Below are 15944 nucleotides of genomic sequence, written 5' to 3'. Positions count from 1 at the left end.
TCCTGGTACAGTGAAAAACCTGAATATCGAGGCTTGTCCACCACCCTTGCGAAAGCGCCTGGAAAACCGACAAAGCGGCGATGAAACTGGCGAGCGACATTGATCTGGATCAATCGCTGCGACGACAAACTGGATCGAAATAGATTCATGACTCGGCTGCGCCCGCATCTCGGATCAGGGACAGTCACAAGCTGCTCGAACGCGTGAAAGTTACAGATGCGGCCACAGGGTGGCAGGTCCGCAACCCACCCTCATTCTTGCTTTGCGAGGTTCACGATATGGTCATCAATGATTCAGCCATGACAACCGCCAATGTCCCCGACGCGATCGATGACAGTGGCGCACTGTTTCACGAAGCCGATCGGCCCAGCGAACGGGCCTATGCCGTCCTTGAAGAGCCGTTTTCTACAGACACCATGCACAAGTTCACTGAAGCGAGGAAACGCGCCGATGAGAAATATCGGCACGCCTGGCAACAATGGCAATACGCACACGGCGGGCGCAGTCACTGATGGATTATCCCCAACCGATTACCATCAACTGCTGCGATGACCGGGCAGGCTGTGGCAGGCATTGCCTTGACCATCAACAAACTGCAAGAAGCCCGGTTCATCAGGCATTCGGCCGTGCCGCCGATGAAGCCGTCGAGCGCTTGATGGTGACAGATACCGAGCACCAGCAGGTCGAACGCGTGCTGCCGGGCGAAGTCTTCGATCACCCGGTACGGGACACCTGAGAGCAGGTGGCTATGCTCTTCATCGAGACCATAGCGCTCGGCCAGCGTATCGAAGGCTTCCTGCTGAGTGTCGTTGATCGCATCGCGCAAACTGTGATCCAGACTCAAGTTCGGCACACTCATCGCCGCATCACCCACCACTGACCAATTGGCGACGTTCAACAAGTGCAACGATGCATCGCATTTAGCTGCCAATGTCGATGCAACGCCAAGTATCCGGTCATTGAGCCCTTGGGTCAGATCCTCGAGATGCGACAGGTCAATGGCCGCCAGGATCTTCAAGGGTTTCGGATGTGCGGCCTCGGTGACCAGATGCACGCAGGCGGGACAATCTCGTACCAATAGCCAGTCCAATGGCGGATGAAACGTTTGATTGAGCGCTGAAACATGGTGAGCATCCTTGATCACCAGATCGACATGAATGTCATTGATGTACTCAAGCACATGCGCCGGGGTGGCCCTGGCCCAGACCACTTCGGTGCTGACTTGCACGCCGGCGCCACGTTGAAACCGGGCCTGCTGCTCCAGCCACTGGCGATGCATCTGCAAATAGCCTTCACGCGCTTGCGCCATGGCGTCGTGGTCGATCAGGCCGGCCAACGCCAGGGACTGGACATGATCGAACGCTACGATGTGCAACAACGCGCCACTGGCCCGAGCGAGCGCCCGGGCGCGATCAAACGCCGGGGTGCGGGTCATTTCGGCGGGTGCGATCAACAGAATGCGTTTGAGCCTGAACATCACGTGTATTTCCAGTCAGCGCCATTGGACGATTCTGCAACTCTGCCAACCGCCACGCTTGATATGCATCAAGTCTCCCCATCAAGCCTGCGACACAAGAGCGGCGCAGAGGCCGTTGCCTTTGTGATTCCCCTCCCCGCCGTTCGTCCGTAATCACGCTGGCACGCCAAACGAAAGGCACGTGCGCTGCGAAGACTTCTATGCTTATCACACTCACTGGAGGCTGCTTATCCATGCTTGAAGCCCACTCGCCCCCGCCGATTCTTAAAACTGCCTGTTCCAATTGCAGTGTGGTGGAGTTATGCCTGCCGCTCGGTCTGACTGGCCCGGAGGTTGATCGACTCGACACACTGATCGTGCAGCGATACAAGGTGAAGAAAGGCGCTGCTCTCTACAGGACGGGGGACCCGCTACGCTCGCTGTACGCCGTGCGAATAGGCTCGTTCAAGACCAGCGTGGTCTCCGTCGACGGCCGCGAGCAAGTGACCGGTTTTCATATTCCCGGCGAAATGCTCGGGCTCGACGCCATCAGTATCGATCAACACGCGTGTACTGCGTATGCGCTGGAGGACAGCGAGGTCTGTCCGATTCACTTCGCACAGCTGGAAAAACTCGCGCAAAGCCTGCCATCGCTGCAGCACAATCTGAATAAACTGCTGAGCCGGGAAATTGTGCGCGATCACAGCATGTTGATGCTCATGGGCAACATGAACTCAGATGAGCGCCTCGCGGCTTTCCTGGTCAACCTTTCACAACGCCTCAGCTCCCGTGGCTATTCCTCGAAAGAGTTCGTGCTGAAAATGCGCCGTGAAGAAATCGGCTCCTACCTTGGGCTGCGTCTCGAAACCATTTGCCGCGGCATTGCCCACTTGCGCGATCAGGGTTTGGTGGAAATCACCGCACGCGACGTAAAAATCCGCAACATGGACGGCCTCAAGCAGATGGTGTCGGGCTGCAACCGCCAGCAGCATTGAGCCCGTCCATGAGTTCCTGCCATGCCTTCGCCATCCCTCGGGCAAGCCATATCGAAGCGATGGGCGCGCTGTTTCGATGCACTTGAAATCACCTGTCTTTCTAACCGTTGAACGTCGCTTGAAAAGCTGCGTACTGCCGATGCCGGCAAAACCTCGTGCGTCGGCTGAGCGGTGATGCGTTGCGCAAATCGAGGGAACTCCGATGGCCGACTCAAGCAAGAAAATGAGCCTCATGGGGCTCACCACACTGGTGACGGTGAACATGATGGGCTCAGGCATCATCATGTTGCCGACGAGCATGGCCCAACTCGGGGCTGTTTCATTGTTGTCATGGATCGTCACCGCTGTCGGCTCCATGGCCATCGCGTATTGCTTTTCCCAGTGCGGCATCTTCTGCCTGCGCTCTGGCGGGTTATCTGCCTACACCGAAGAGGCGCATGCAAAGTCAGGCTTTTTTCTGTGCTCTTACCTGTACTTCCTGTCGCTGGCCATCGCCAACGTGGCGGTGGCCATTTCCGCAGTGGGATACATGACATCGTTCATGCCTTGGCTGGGAAGCGGCGCCATTCCTTTATTCGTTGGAACGGTCGGTCTGCTCTGGCTGACCACCGTGGCGAATTTCGGCGGCCCAGGCATCACCGGCAGGATTGGTGCGGTTACGGTGTGGGGGGTAATCATTCCTGTAGCGGGCTTGAGCATCATCGGTTGGTTCTGGTTCAAACCCGATCTGATCATCGCCGCCTGGAACCCGAATCAACTGCCGATATCCGAGGCCATCAGCAAAGCGATTCCCCTGACGCTCTGGGCGTTTCTCGGCATGGAGTCGGCAGCCCAGGCCTCAGATGCGGTGGAAAACCCCAAGCGCACCGTACCGCTGGCCTGTCTGTTCGGGACACTGGGGGCAGCGGTGGTCTATGTGCTATCGACGACGGTCATTCAGGGCATTATTCCCAACGCCGAACTGGCCAACTCATCTGCGCCTTTCGCGCTCGTTTATGCGCACATGTTCAATCCCCTGGTCGGCAACATCATCATGGCGCTCGCGGTGATGGCCTGTGTCGGCTCGCTGCTGGGCTGGCAGTTCACCTTGGCGCAAACGGCCAAAGTGACCGCTGATCAGGGCATGTTTCCAAAACTGTTCAGCAAGGTCAGCGCACGCAACGCCCCCATCGTCGGGATGCTGGTCTGCGGCGTATTGCAGACCTTGATGGCGCTGTCGACCATTTCGCCGAACGCGAGCGCGCAGTTTGGAAAACTTGTCAGCCTCGCCGCGGTGACCAACCTGATTCCCTACGTGACGGCAGCCACCGGGCTGCTGGTGATGATGTACAAAGCCAGAGTCAGCGCAGCCGTATACACGCGCAATACCCTGCTGTTAGTGGTTGCCGTGGTCTATTCCTTGTATGCGCTGTATGCCTGCGGCAAGGACGCGGTATTCGGCGGCATCCTGGTCCTGGTTTTCGGCTACCTGCTTTACGGTTTCCTTGCCAAACGTTTTGTCGATGCCCCTGCGCCTGTCGGCCCCCGGCCTGATAACCCTTGATCGAAGTCTTCGGTACAGCACAGAAATCTGAATTCGAGGAACCGCGCGCATGAACGTGAAACTGACCAGAGCCCACCACCTGCTGCTCGTCTGCATGCTTACGCTGCTACCGGTAATCGCCCATGGCAACACGCTGGAGCGCATCCGGGCCAGTCAAGCGATCACCCTTGGCTACGTGCCTGACTTCATGCCTTTCAGTGATCAGGCCGCCGATAAAGCCAGCGGCTATGCCATCGATCTCTGTCTGAAAATAGCCGAGAAGGTCAGGATCGATCTGAATCTGCCGGCGTTGAAAATCAATTACCAACCGGTCTCGCTCAACGACGAGATGAGCGCCGTCAGTTCCGGCAAGATCGACATTCTTTGTACGCCGACCCCACCCACGCTGGCGCGGCGCAGGGTCGTCAGCTACTCGGTGCCGATTTACACCGCCGGTCTCTCGGCCGTGGTGCGCCAGGATGCTTCCGAAACCTTGCTCAATGTGCTGAACGGCAAAGTGGCCCATACCGGGCCAACGTGGCGAGCCACGGTGAACCGTGGTCTGGCCAATCAGACGTATGCCGCCATCGCCGGCGGGGTCACCGAGACGTGGATACAACAGCAGATGCGATTGCTGGGTGTGGTCGCCACGCTGGTCACCGTAGAGAACGCAGAAGCCGGTCTGAATCTGGTTGCCAATGGCAAAGCCGATGCGTTTTTCGCTGAACGCATGATGCTCAAGCATCTGCTGACCAGAAATTATCCATCGGGCAACCTGGTGCTGGTGGAGCGGATTTTCGAGTACGCACCGACGGCGATGGCAGTGGATCGAGAGGATGAGGATTTCCGTCTGCTGGTCGACACGGCGCTGAGTGAAATGTACCAATCCGGCGAAATTGAACAGGCATTCGACAAACATCTGGGCGGCGCCGGCGATGCGGCCAGGAAGCTGTTCAAGATCTATGCAATACCCTAGCGAGCCAGCGAACAGGCTGGCTCGCTACGCTGCGATCATGCTCAACGCACAGGCTCTTTCGTCACCGCCAGAATGCTCCCCGGCACCGAATACAAGGCGCGCTCGGTGGTGCTGCCGATCACGCGTTCGATGCCCACGCGATGAACCGTGCCCATCACCACCACGTCGGCCAGGTACTGCTCGACGAACTCATTGATGACCTGCACTGGATGGCCCATGACGAAGTGTCGACGCTCAGGTGGCACACCGTGACGATCGGCAAGGGCGACAAAAGCCTGATGCAGTGTCTGACGCAGCTCGTTCGCCAGATCTTCGTTCCAGCCACCGTTGATCATTGGTGCATCGCCGTTGAAAGCGGCGGACAAATCGTAGGCGCAGAGCAGGTGCAACGGCACGTCGCATTGCAACGCCAAAGCGTTCGCCGATCGTATGATGACGTCGTTCAAGCCATTGATTTGGGTATCTGGATCAAACGGATCAACGGCCGCGACGACACGATGCGGCAACGCATAGCGAATCTGATTGACCAGATGCACGGGGATCGGACACTCACGCAGCAGGTGACAATCGAGCGGCGTGATGAACACGCGCTTGAGCGCCGGTTCCAGTCGCACATCCTTGATCAACAGGTCGGGTTTGAGCACATGGACGGTCTTGAGGATGTCCAGCAGCGGATGGCTGGAGAAGACCACATCAACGGTGCCGTCCAGCCCCTGGTTGCTGAGCTGCTCGAGCTCATCGGCCACCCAGCGACGGTAGCGCCGCTGATAGCGCTGAGCATCCACGTCATCGATTTTTTCCTCCCACAGATGGGTGATCGGCACCGGCTCGACGAAGGCCCGCACATCCAGTGCCGCCCCGCTCGCCTTGGCCAGCGCGATGGCACGCAGCATCGCAGCCGATTGATGCAGCGTCTGGTCGGCGACCAGCAACAGACGTTCATATTGGCCCATCACACACCTCCGCTCGGCACCGGCGCGGTGGGCCGGCAGGCTTCAAGACTGCGCCCGCTCGCCCTGGCCGGGCGTTGATTTACATCAAACCCGGGTCAATCAACGAGGCGCATGGCAGCTGTCTGATGTAGATCAGATGTCGCCATGGGCAACCGCGTAGAAGGGAGGCAAGCGGACGGTTTTCCAACCGCCCGCCAGCCTCTCGAACCGGATGGAGAATGACCATGCTCACCGTCAAAGACCACAACGATCAGGCCGTGGCCGCTTATGCAGCGGTTTCCGGTCAATACTGGATTGAGGCGCTCAAGGACGGTCGCCATGTATTGATCCGGCCGCTCACGGAGAAGGATCGCATGCGCGAATACGACTTCATCAAGCGCCTGTCCCCCGAATCCAGGCACATGCGTTTTCTCGCCCAGATCGGCGAACCCGGCACCGCTCTGCTCGACCAGTTGATGGACACCGATAACAAACAGCGCACCGCCTTCATTGCACTGGTTCACGAGAACGGCAAGTTGATCGAAATCGGCATCAGCCGCTACGCCGGCACAGGCGCCCATCAATGCGAGTGCGCGGTGACGGTCGCCGATGAATGGCAGCACCTGGGCTTGGGCACGTTGCTGATGGAACACTTGATCAAGGCAGCCCGCCACAACGGATTCCGCCAGATGTACTCGGTCGATGCCGCCAGTAACTCGGCGATGCGCGATCTGGCCAAAAGCCTGGGCTTCGAGACCCACAATGATCCGGACGACGCACGCCAGGTCATTCATCGTCTTGACCTGTAAATGAATCGCCCCGAGGTGAGTCGGCCAACGATTCACCTCGGGGCGTTCGTGTTTCAGGATTGCAGTGTGGGTTGCGGCTTGATCGCCAGCACACTGCAAGGTGCCCGATGCAGCAGCTGTTCGGCGGTGGTGCCTAACAACTTGCTCAAGCCGTGGTGCTGCACTGTGCCCATGACAATGACGTCGATCTGCTTGTTGATGGCGAACTCGCAGATACTGCGCACCGGTGCGCCCTCGATGAAGTGCCGGCGTGAGACCGGCACGCCGTGGCGCTCGGCCAGGGCCGTAAATGCCTCATGCTGCGCAGTGCCCAGCGCTTCATGAATCCCGGTGGCCAACGGCAATGCGCCGAACCCCATGTCCGTGGCGTAAACCGCCGTCCAGTCGTAAACATGCACCACATCAAGACTGGCATCGCACTGCGCGGCCAGTTGGGCGGCGGCATCGATGATCTGATCGTTGAACACGCAGTCCTGCTCTTCGCTGCGCAAGACATCGACGATGGCCAGCACACGGCGTGGGCGCGGATGGGTGTCGTCGGTCACCAGATGCACCGGCACCGGGCAATCGCGTAACAGTTGCCAGTCCAGCGGGGTGTAGAAAATACGCTCCAGCACGGACTCGTGCTGCACATCCTTGATGATCAATAGCAACGGCATCTCGTTGATGAACTGCAGGATCTCGGCGAAGGGATCCTGAACCCACATCACCTCGCTGGTGACCATGATCTGATGCCTTGCCAGCAACGACGCCTGCTCTGTGAGCCACTGCCGGTGAGTGCGCAGATAACCATCGCGGGCGAGGCGGATCTGCTCGGGGGCAAACAGCCCTGCCACTGCCAGCGCCTGCAAGTAATCGAAGGCCACGATGTGCAGCGGCAACTGCATGGCCTGGGCCAGCGCAGCCGCGCGCTCGAACGCTGGCGTGTGCTCCATGGCTGAAGGAGTGATCAACAGTAAACGCGGAGTCTGTGACATGGGATACCTCGGCATGCGGCCAGCCAGAACAAACAGTCTTCAGGGTGAATGCTGTGTCCATTGGCAGCTTGATCTTTGTCAGCAAGAGCACCGATTGCGCTCAAAACAGCACAGTGCCCGCCCACATGGCCAAGGTCAGCAATACCTGGCCCGGGATCACGCAGGCAGCGAAACGCCTGCCGCCGCTGACCCACGCCACCACGCATTTGCTCAACGAGTTACTGCTGACGGCAATCAGCGCTGGCACGACTATCGAGTCATAAGGCACCTGGCCCGCCTTGGCCAGGCTTGCGATGGACGCTGTGGCAGAGTGCGCATCGGCAAAGCCCGAAAGCATTGCGGTAAGCCACAAGCCTGCCTGACCAAAGTTGCTGAGCATGGCCGAGGAGACGAATGTGATGCCGGTAAGCGTCAATGTCACGATGACCGCGAGTTTCAGATTGAACGCCCCTGCCGTATCGACCGGTTTGCTGCGGCTCCCTCGCGTGGGGTCGGGAAACATCAGGCAGGCGCCGTACAACAACGTAGCGATCAGGCCGAAAAGCAGAGGCGTCCATATACTGTTCAGCAGATTCGGATCAACCATCATGAGGATCAGTCCGACCTGTATCACCGTTGCCAGATTGGAGAAAATCGCGGCCGCGCTGAGGATGCGGATATTGCCCGGCTCATGGGCAAGGCGTTGGCCCATGGTCGCGATCGTCACGGTACTGGAGGCGAAGCCGGATGCAATCGCGCTGATGACGTAGCCATAGCGCGAGCCCAAAGCGCGCACGGCAACGTGGCCGAACGCGCCGACCAGCATCAGCAACACCGTCACGGTACAAATGGTGCGCAGATTGATCGCGGCGTACGGGCCGATATATCGGTCCGGTGCCAATGGCAGTATTACCAGCGCGGCGATCAGCAAGATCAGGCCATCACGCATTTCCGTGTCGGACAACTGGCTGTTGGCAAAGTGATGCAGCGTCTGGCGATACGCCAAAAGGCCCGCAATCACCACGCCAAGGGCAATGGCCAGCGCCGGCGCAGTTGCGCACAACGCGCCCAGGATCAGCACCGCGATCAACGCCACCTCGCTGGTCACCCCGGGATCGTCGCTCTGACTGCGCCAGTAGGCGACACTGGTCAGCAATGTGACACAGCCGGCGACGATCCCCAGCAGCAGGCCACCGCCGACCTGTAGCGCGACATACCCCAACAGCGCGGTAATGGCGAACGTGCGCAAACCGGCGCAGTGTCGCGCATCGCCGGTGCCCTTGTGCCGTTCACGCTCAAGACCGATGAGCATGCCGATCCCCAACGCCGCAGCGGCGCCGGACAGATCAAAAACCTCATTCATGATGGGTAGCGTCCCGCAGGGTTTGCGCACCCTGCTCTGCACTTGGCTTATGGCGAGCATTCAGCACTTGCGCTGATGCGGCGAGCCGTTGCCGGCCTCGCTGGCAACGGCTGGGCAAACGCATTCGGCCACTCGTGAGGGGCGTTGATACGGGCCTCAAGCACCTCGACAAATTCCTGCGCAGCCTTAAGGCTCCTGAAGCCCACATCCCAGTCATCCATGTGCACGACCCAGCCATGGGGAGCGTGTTTTTCAGCGATCTTGATGTTCATGCAAACCCCGGTTTCAGCGGCACGCCAAGGTGCTTTCAAGGAGTGATTGCGACTTTCATGACCCCGTCGCGTTGATGAGCGAACAACTCATACGCCTGCTCGATGTCGTTCAGCCTGAAACGGTGAGTCACCAGCGGTGACAGATCGACGGCGCCGCTCTGCACCACCGCCATCAGGCGCCGCATGCGCTCCTTGCCGCCGGGGCACAGGGTGGAAACGATGCTGTAATCGCCCAATCCGGCGGCAAACGCGCCGAGCGGGATGTGCAGATCGCTGGAATACACCCCGAGGCTGGACAAGCGCCCACCCGGGCGCAGCACCCGCAATGCCGACTCGAACGTGCCTTGGGTGCCCAGCGCTTCGATGGACACATCCACGCCACGGCCATCGGTCAACGCCATGATCTGCTCCACCACATTGCCGTCCTTGAAATTGACGGTATGGGTCGCGCCCAGTTGGCGCGCCATGGCCATGCGTTCGGGCACCGCGTCGACACCGATAATCGTGGTGGCGCCCTTCAGGCGCGCTCCGGCCACGGCGCAGAGGCCGATGGGACCCAATGCAAATACTGCGACAGCGTCGCCGATGGCGATCTCGCCCCGCTCCGCCCCCGAGAACCCGGTGGACATGATGTCCGGGCACATCAGGACCTGCTCATCGCTCAACTCATCGGGGATCGGGCACAGGTTGGCCTGTGCATCCGGCACCAATACGTACTCGGCCTGGCAACCGTCGATCGTGTTGCCAAACTTCCAGCCGCCAATGGCCTTGAAGCCGTGCCGGGTGTCGGGGCCGTCCTGCGAGCCGCAGCCACACAGGCACGCGTAACTGTGCCCGCTTGGGGTGATGGCACCGGCGATCACTCGCTGCCCTTCGATAAAACCGCGTACTTGCGAGCCCAATCGCTCAATGATGCCGACCGGTTCGTGCCCGATGGTCAGCCCTTTGGCCACTGGATATTCGCCGCGCAGGATATGTACGTCGGTGCCGCAAATGGTGGTGGTGGTCACGCGGATCAACGCATCCAGCGGCCCGACCTCGGGAATCGGCTTGTCATCGAGCACGATGCGGTTTTTTTCAACGAATATTGCGGCTTTCATGGTGGCCATGATGACTTTCCCTCCGCCGACAGGTGAGTGCAGAGCAGAGCTTGAGCCGCGGCGACAGGGTCGTAGTTGATAATGGTCAACTATCCGAGGATCAGTGGTCTTGCTCGACCGTACATCCGCTCACGACCACGCGCTGATGTATGGTTGATAAATATCAACCCCGCCCTGCTGGCTCGCTCCAGGATAAGCGCATGCGCCACTACTCACTCCTGGCATGCAGCGCAATGCTTGGGTGACTACCTCGGGAGTTCTGTCATGTCTGAGCAATCGCGTTTCATGCTGGTCGTGTCGCCGCTGATGAAAAACAGTCCCGCATTCGACCGCGCCGCCGCACTGGCCAAAGCGTCGGATGCCGCACTGCATATTGTCGCGTTTGATTATCTGGAGGGCCTGGCGACCGCAGGAATGGTCAACGAGCAAGCCCTGGAGCAGATGCGTCTGGGCTATGTCGAACGCCATCATCAATGGCTCGAAGACCAGGCCCGGCCGCTGCGCAAGATCGGAGTGACCGTCACCACCGAGGTCGTCTGGGTGGACAATCCTTTGAAGGAGATCCTCATCCATTTGAAGGAACAGCCGATGGCCGCGCTTGTAAAGGCTCTGGAGCACGAATCATTTCTGTCGCGGCTGATGTTCACGCCGCTGGATATCCACCTGTTGCGCGAATGCCCGGTGCCGCTGCATTTTGTCAGCCACGCTCAAAACGCACTGCCACGCCGAATCGTCGCGGCGGTCGACCCCTTCCATCGTGATGGCCAATACCAGGGCCTCAACGACCGGATCCTGCGCGAAGCAGCAAGACTGGCCGGTATCTGCAATGGCAGCCTGGACGTAATTTATGCTCATGACCTGTCATCGATCAGCGCTGCCGAATTCGGCTTCAATAACGCGTCCGCGATCTTTTCTTCCAGCGCAGCCAAGAAACTGTTCGACGCCCAAGGCGAAGCTTTCCAGGCGCTGGCTGCACGCAACAACATTCCGGCAGAAAACCAGCACATGATTGTGGGCGATCCCGCCAAGGTGCTTTCCAGCTATGCCGATGCTTACGACATCGATGTGATCGTAATGGGCCGCGTCACTCATCGAGGAATAGGCAGACTGGTTGGCAGCACGGTCGAGCATCTGTTGTACAAAATGCCCTGTAGCGTATGGGTGGTAGCGCCGGAAACACTTACTCGCTGATGGATGCAGTCGACGCTGAAGAAAGGAGTGGAACTTCAGGCACCAGACGGCGACGGAATGGCCAGTCAGGAGCGTGGAAAACATTCCCACGGCACAAAAAATAAGGGCTTGCATGACATATGTCATGCAAGCCCTTGATATTTATGGTGCCCGAAGCCGGAATCGAACCGGCACGCCCTTACGAGCGGGGGATTTTAAGTCCCGCGCCAGAATCAAGCGGGCTGCGGCTTTGATGCGTTTTTTTGGGCCGCAATTAGAGTCGAAAGACTGAGATTCGCCCCAATGTTTTCGCATACCGAAAAATGATTGCGGCCCAAAAAAAGGGCCTTAATTTCACGTAAAAATTGAAACCCTATCGGACACTGAGTAGCTGGCACTATGCCGACTTTGCATAATCCAGCGCTTTGCCCTTCTCCGGCGTTCTGCCGACATTGAATCCCCCTGCTACTCTGGTTTCGTCCAAGGAGGAAACCAATGCCAAACTCTGATCTGCTCCCTTCCCTACTCTTCAAAATAAATGAAAACCAGCTCGCCCTTGAAGCCGCCATCATGGAGCTCACCCTCTGGGTCGAGCAGCGCGGATCAGCCGATGTCGCCGAAAATGTCCGAAGCTCTCTGGCCGCGCTCGATCGGAATGAAGAATTCATCAGAATGACCTTGGCTGTTTTGATGACGCCCGACTGACAGCTCGTCGCCTTACCCTCGCCCGCTGGCACAGCCTCGATTACTGTATATACGAACAGTATTCAGTAAGGCGCCACCGTGGACCCGCTCTATATAGAAGACACCGACGATTGGCTCGGCAACCCGACCCCGCTCGAAACCTGCCGACACCAGCTGCGGATGTACGAGAACGAATTCGAAGCACTCACTCTCAAGCTGGAGCGAGCGTTGGCGAATATCGAAGGCTTGGTCGGAGACAATGATGCACTCAGGCAGGATAGGGATTCTCTCAAGGCCAAGCTTCAGTACGCCGAGGGGGATTTGCTGAGCGAAAGGCGAAGATTCGCCGACGTCGAGCACAGCAGAAACCATCTGTTCAATGAAAACCAGCGCCTGCTCAGGAAGCTTCGCGAGAGCGAGGAGGAAGAGTGAGCCAGATTCGGGCTACGGCACATCCTTAAAGAAGACGTGGTGCCCGAGCTTGAGTGTCTGCTTGGCCTTCGCCGCCCAGGCCGGAGCCTTGATGCTGGTGGCATAATAGTGCGTGGCGCCGCCGGTTGGGTCCGGCACCTTGCCGTCGATCACCTGGTCAGCAGCGATTCGACATTGCGCCAGCTCGCGGAACGGGATCTGCTTCACGCCGATCAGGAACTGATAGTTCGGGTCGGTCTTGTTCCAGCAGCTGAACTGCCACGGCTTTTGGCAAACGCCGGCGTAGCCCTCGCCCCACCACGACTTCTCCTTGCCGTCGAACACGCGGTTGCGGATCGTCCAGGCCACGGCGATCTGGCCGGCCGTGCCTTCGCCTCGCGCCTCGCGCCTCGCGCCTCGCCCCAAATCGTGCGGGCGAGGATGTCGCGGTCTTTCTCGGTTACTGGCATAACTTTTCTCCGGGCAAAAAAATACCCGCTCGATGGCGGGTACTCAAACGTTAATTCAGTCGTTAAAAGACTCTTCTAAAAACTGATATTTTTCGGAACCCCCACACAATAACAAGCGAAATTGCCATTGTAAGGAAAACCAATCCCGGGATCGTTATCCATCCGGAAACATCAGGATTGTTGAGATCGAAATATCGTATTAGGACGTCCATCACGAGCGGGTGAAATGCATATATCCCAAGTGAACAAGCAGAGATCGCAGAAACGATCGGCCTAATGAAAGCAGGAACCGATCGAATCATCAAAGCAATATTAAAAACAGCGCAAGCCGCGAGGACTATGAGTGGTGACTGGTAAACATAGAAGGTTTGCAAAGGGTGACCGGCTCGTACGGAAACGAGATATGTCAGATAGCACGTGCCTGCGGACCCAACAAAAGCTAGGAAGATGTTTAGTGCCAGCCATCCCATGCCGCCTTTGTTTTGGTTTCTGTCAAAGAGATAGGCTCCGAGGAAGACAAAACCGAAATACCCAGTAAAGCTGAACAGCGAATATAGCTCTATGGGATCGAATCCGGGGACTACAAACTGCCCTAACGTACCCCAAACACAGTTACACAGGACCCAAGCACCGAGAAACATCAACCGCTCATTATTAGTTGAATTTCTAAATATCTTCCCCAAGAAAGGCAGTAATACGTAAATGCCGAGAAGAGAGTAAAAATACCAAAGATGCCCATACGAAGGCGCAGTCAGTAGCAACTTAATGCTGCCGAAAATCCCTGGATATTCTTTCCAATATACCGCAGCATAAATGACTGACCAGAATATCAATGGTTGAAGAACCCTACCAACCCGACTCTTATAAAATGGAAATACCCCCTCATCTCTCGATACGAGCAATGCTCCTGTAATCATGAAGAATATGGGTACAGAAGCCCTAGCCAGAGAATCAAAGAAATTGGCCGAAAACCATTTTTCACTGAACACAAAAAAATCATTTGCGGATATATGTACAACTACAACCAGTATGCAAGCTACCACTCGAGCTATATCTAAGCCTACGGAAAATTGTCTGCTTCTTGTGTCCATGCTCAATCCCTGATTTCAAATTCAGTGGATGGTACTCGCCCAATATTTTGTTGTCATTTCTATTTTCAGGTGAGGGGCGGCGGTACATATGGCCTAATAACCCACTCAAGCTGCCGCCCATCCCCGTATCACTTCGACCTGCTCGTTGATGGCGGGCGTATCAAAACGGTAATCTATTGGACTTGTTCAAGCGCCCTGATTCGGCTTTCGAGCTGATGGTTTTTCGATGAAAGCTCTTGAACCGCGCCAACCAAGTAAGAAACGAGACCGAGCGAATCAAGGGAGAGAATTGACGTAATGTTATCCTTCGTTTCGCCCTCGATGATCTCACCCGTTACCAATGAAGAATCCGAAAGCATCACGTCCTGAGCGATGAACCCTCGTTTTACGCTCGACTGAGAAACCGGCCCACGCTGTGAGAATCTGTAAGTAACAGGCCTCAAGGACTCGACTAGCGAAAGGTCGAGGTGTCTTGAACGTAATTGATTTCCTCCTTGATGCGCTCATCCGAGGCGGTGTATTGGATCGTGCCGGTGTTCGATCTATCCACCCAAACCTACATCCCGGACCCAGCCCAGAAAAGATTCCAGTGGTTCGATCCAGATTGCCCGGTACCGCTACTCGACCGATAACCTGGCGGAAAGAAAACAGAACTGGAAATTAAATAACCTGCAGAACTCGAAAGCGTCGTGGAATTGTTAAGGCGCAATGTGCGGACGACTTTCCCAGTACAGCGGAATCCACGACTTCGTGGCAGCGCTCAGCATGCCGAACGCGCTAATCAACTCGACCGGCGAGCAGCCCTTTGAGCGGTACAACGCCGCGCCGACCACTCAATTGGCCCTCTTCCACCAGGAAGGCGAGTTTCTGCACGCGGACATGGTTCGCTGGGGATGGCGCCCGCATTGGGCGAAAGACCGCGCCGCGCCAATTAACGCCCGCGTGGAGAAAGTCGCCCACGGACCGTTCTTCCGCGCGATCTGGCCGCACCGGGCAATCATCGCGATCAACAACTGGTTCGAGTGGGTAGACGAAGGTGGGCCGAAGAAGCAGCCCTACCTGATCAGGCATCGCGACCAGTCCCCGATCCTCTGCGCCGCGATCGGCCAGTACCGGAACGAAGAGCACGGCCCCGGCGAGCACGACGGCTTTGTAATCATCACCGCCTACAGCGCCGGCGGCATGGTCGACATCCACGACCGCCGCCCGGTCGCTCTTCCGCCAGAGCTCGCGCGGGAATGGTTGGACCCAGCCACGCCCAAAGAGCGCGCCGAACAGATGGTGCTGCATGAGGGCGAGCCATCAGAGGCTTTCGAATGGTTCAAGGTCGATCGCGCCGTGGGCAATGTACGCAATCAACAAAGCGGATTGATCAATCCGATTGATGAAAAAGCTGAATGATTTAATGCTGAGAAAGTGTCTTCAGGTGCTCCACCAGCGCAGATTCGAAAATGATATAGAGCCTTTCAGCATCGCCAGCGCGCAGGGCGCCGGCGGTTTCCAGCCCAAGCACGAAGCCTTCTGCCCGTGCTCCCGCCTTTACCGCCGTGATCATCGAATCCGTCCGGACGATCTGCGCCAGCAGGCGATCGGCCTCTCGCTGCATTTTGTCGCCCATCACTACGCCTTCCACAACGATTCACCCTTTGTATTCACTGCGACATCCAATACATCACCGCCAGGACGACCGTAACCCAAACGAGGGTCATCAAAAACGAAAGCCCTGCGAGTCGCTTG

Annotated in this window: 17 protein-coding genes and 1 pseudogene; 9 read left to right on the top strand and 9 right to left on the bottom strand. The window is 57.7% G+C overall.

The window, feature by feature from the left end:
• The first annotated feature begins 299 nt into the window (after nucleotides 1-299).
• Nucleotides 300-512 (top strand): hypothetical protein, encoded by a 213-nt coding sequence (locus tag CKW30_RS02965; RefSeq protein WP_256584142.1) that lies wholly within the window; start codon nucleotides 300-302, stop codon nucleotides 510-512.
• Here the strand turns inward: CKW30_RS02965 and CKW30_RS02960 are convergent.
• Nucleotides 506-1477, bottom strand: coding sequence for a universal stress protein (locus CKW30_RS02960; protein WP_095179823.1), 972 nt, complete (start codon nucleotides 1475-1477; stop codon nucleotides 506-508). The two genes, CKW30_RS02965 and CKW30_RS02960, sit on opposite strands and share 7 nt — an antisense overlap.
• A gap of 233 nt (nucleotides 1478-1710) precedes the next feature.
• Here CKW30_RS02960 and fnr point away from each other — a divergent pair, with 233 nt between their 5' ends.
• The 3 genes from fnr (at nucleotide 1711) to CKW30_RS02945 (ending at nucleotide 4949) form a co-directional block, all read left to right on the top strand.
• On the top strand, nucleotides 1711-2451 hold the full coding sequence (gene fnr / locus CKW30_RS02955) for a fumarate/nitrate reduction transcriptional regulator Fnr (RefSeq protein WP_095179822.1): 741 nt from the start codon (nucleotides 1711-1713) through the stop codon (nucleotides 2449-2451).
• A gap of 202 nt (nucleotides 2452-2653) precedes the next feature.
• Nucleotides 2654-3994 (top strand): putrescine-ornithine antiporter, encoded by a 1341-nt coding sequence (gene potE / locus CKW30_RS02950; protein ID WP_095179820.1) that lies wholly within the window; start codon nucleotides 2654-2656, stop codon nucleotides 3992-3994.
• 49 nt (nucleotides 3995-4043) lie between these two features.
• A complete protein-coding gene (locus CKW30_RS02945; RefSeq protein WP_095179818.1) occupies nucleotides 4044-4949 on the top strand; it encodes an amino acid ABC transporter substrate-binding protein in 906 nt (301 codons plus the stop codon).
• Between the two features lie 41 nt (nucleotides 4950-4990).
• Here the strand turns inward: CKW30_RS02945 and CKW30_RS02940 are convergent, their stop codons facing one another.
• Complete coding sequence (locus CKW30_RS02940; RefSeq protein WP_095179817.1) at nucleotides 4991-5902, bottom strand: universal stress protein; 912 nt, start codon at nucleotides 5900-5902, stop codon at nucleotides 4991-4993.
• A 224-nt stretch (nucleotides 5903-6126) separates the two neighbouring features.
• Between CKW30_RS02940 and CKW30_RS02935 the strand changes: the two genes are divergently transcribed.
• Complete coding sequence (locus CKW30_RS02935; protein ID WP_095179815.1) at nucleotides 6127-6690, top strand: GNAT family N-acetyltransferase; 564 nt, start codon at nucleotides 6127-6129, stop codon at nucleotides 6688-6690.
• A 53-nt stretch (nucleotides 6691-6743) separates the two neighbouring features.
• Here the strand turns inward: CKW30_RS02935 and CKW30_RS02930 are convergent, their stop codons facing one another.
• The 4 genes from CKW30_RS02930 to CKW30_RS02915 all read right to left on the bottom strand — a co-directional run bounded on the left by CKW30_RS02930 (nucleotide 6744) and on the right by CKW30_RS02915 (nucleotide 10390).
• The gene (locus CKW30_RS02930) at nucleotides 6744-7667 is read right to left on the bottom strand and encodes a universal stress protein (RefSeq protein WP_095179814.1); all 924 of its coding nucleotides are present in this window, start codon (nucleotides 7665-7667) and stop codon (nucleotides 6744-6746) included.
• A 100-nt stretch (nucleotides 7668-7767) separates the two neighbouring features.
• Nucleotides 7768-9009: a DUF4010 domain-containing protein gene (locus CKW30_RS02925; protein WP_095179812.1), complete on the bottom strand. Its 1242-nt coding sequence runs from the start codon at nucleotides 9007-9009 to the stop codon at nucleotides 7768-7770.
• Between the two features lie 47 nt (nucleotides 9010-9056).
• Nucleotides 9057-9281 (bottom strand): hypothetical protein, encoded by a 225-nt coding sequence (locus tag CKW30_RS02920; protein WP_095179810.1) that lies wholly within the window; start codon nucleotides 9279-9281, stop codon nucleotides 9057-9059.
• 35 nt (nucleotides 9282-9316) lie between these two features.
• Nucleotides 9317-10390: an NAD(P)-dependent alcohol dehydrogenase gene (locus tag CKW30_RS02915; protein ID WP_095179808.1), complete on the bottom strand. Its 1074-nt coding sequence runs from the start codon at nucleotides 10388-10390 to the stop codon at nucleotides 9317-9319.
• 255 nt (nucleotides 10391-10645) lie between these two features.
• On the opposite strand from CKW30_RS02915, the gene CKW30_RS02910 reads away from it, so the two are divergent.
• From CKW30_RS02910 to CKW30_RS02895, 3 genes are all read left to right on the top strand, one after another.
• Nucleotides 10646-11572: a universal stress protein gene (locus tag CKW30_RS02910; RefSeq protein ID WP_095179806.1), complete on the top strand. Its 927-nt coding sequence runs from the start codon at nucleotides 10646-10648 to the stop codon at nucleotides 11570-11572.
• Nucleotides 11573-12046: 474 nt separating this feature from the next.
• Entirely contained in the window at nucleotides 12047-12256 is a 210-nt protein-coding gene (locus CKW30_RS02900; RefSeq protein ID WP_095179804.1) for a hypothetical protein, read from the top strand.
• Nucleotides 12257-12334: 78 nt separating this feature from the next.
• On the top strand, nucleotides 12335-12667 hold the full coding sequence (locus CKW30_RS02895; protein ID WP_095179803.1) for a hypothetical protein: 333 nt from the start codon (nucleotides 12335-12337) through the stop codon (nucleotides 12665-12667).
• 12 nt (nucleotides 12668-12679) lie between these two features.
• Here the strand turns inward: CKW30_RS02895 and CKW30_RS02890 are convergent.
• A pseudogene (locus tag CKW30_RS02890) lies at nucleotides 12680-13116 on the bottom strand (cell wall hydrolase).
• A 62-nt stretch (nucleotides 13117-13178) separates the two neighbouring features.
• Nucleotides 13179-14207 carry an acyltransferase gene (locus tag CKW30_RS02885; protein ID WP_095179801.1) on the bottom strand — a complete coding sequence of 343 codons (1029 nt, stop codon included), beginning with the start codon at nucleotides 14205-14207 and terminating at the stop codon, nucleotides 13179-13181.
• Between the two features lie 708 nt (nucleotides 14208-14915).
• Between CKW30_RS02885 and CKW30_RS02875 the strand changes: the two genes are divergently transcribed.
• Nucleotides 14916-15608, top strand: coding sequence for an SOS response-associated peptidase family protein (locus CKW30_RS02875; RefSeq protein WP_095179798.1), 693 nt, complete (start codon nucleotides 14916-14918; stop codon nucleotides 15606-15608).
• A gap of 1 nt (nucleotide 15609) precedes the next feature.
• On the opposite strand, the gene CKW30_RS02870 is transcribed toward CKW30_RS02875, so the two are convergent.
• Nucleotides 15610-15825 (bottom strand): hypothetical protein, encoded by a 216-nt coding sequence (locus CKW30_RS02870; RefSeq protein WP_221264806.1) that lies wholly within the window; start codon nucleotides 15823-15825, stop codon nucleotides 15610-15612.
• Between the last annotated feature and the right edge of the window lie 119 nt (nucleotides 15826-15944).

Source organism: Pseudomonas sp. Irchel 3F6, from assembly GCF_900187595.1.
In the GTDB taxonomy this organism is placed as follows: domain Bacteria; phylum Pseudomonadota; class Gammaproteobacteria; order Pseudomonadales; family Pseudomonadaceae; genus Aquipseudomonas; species Aquipseudomonas siliginis.
Note: the sequence above shows the minus strand (reverse complement) of the source record. Positions and strands in the feature narration are given on the sequence as shown.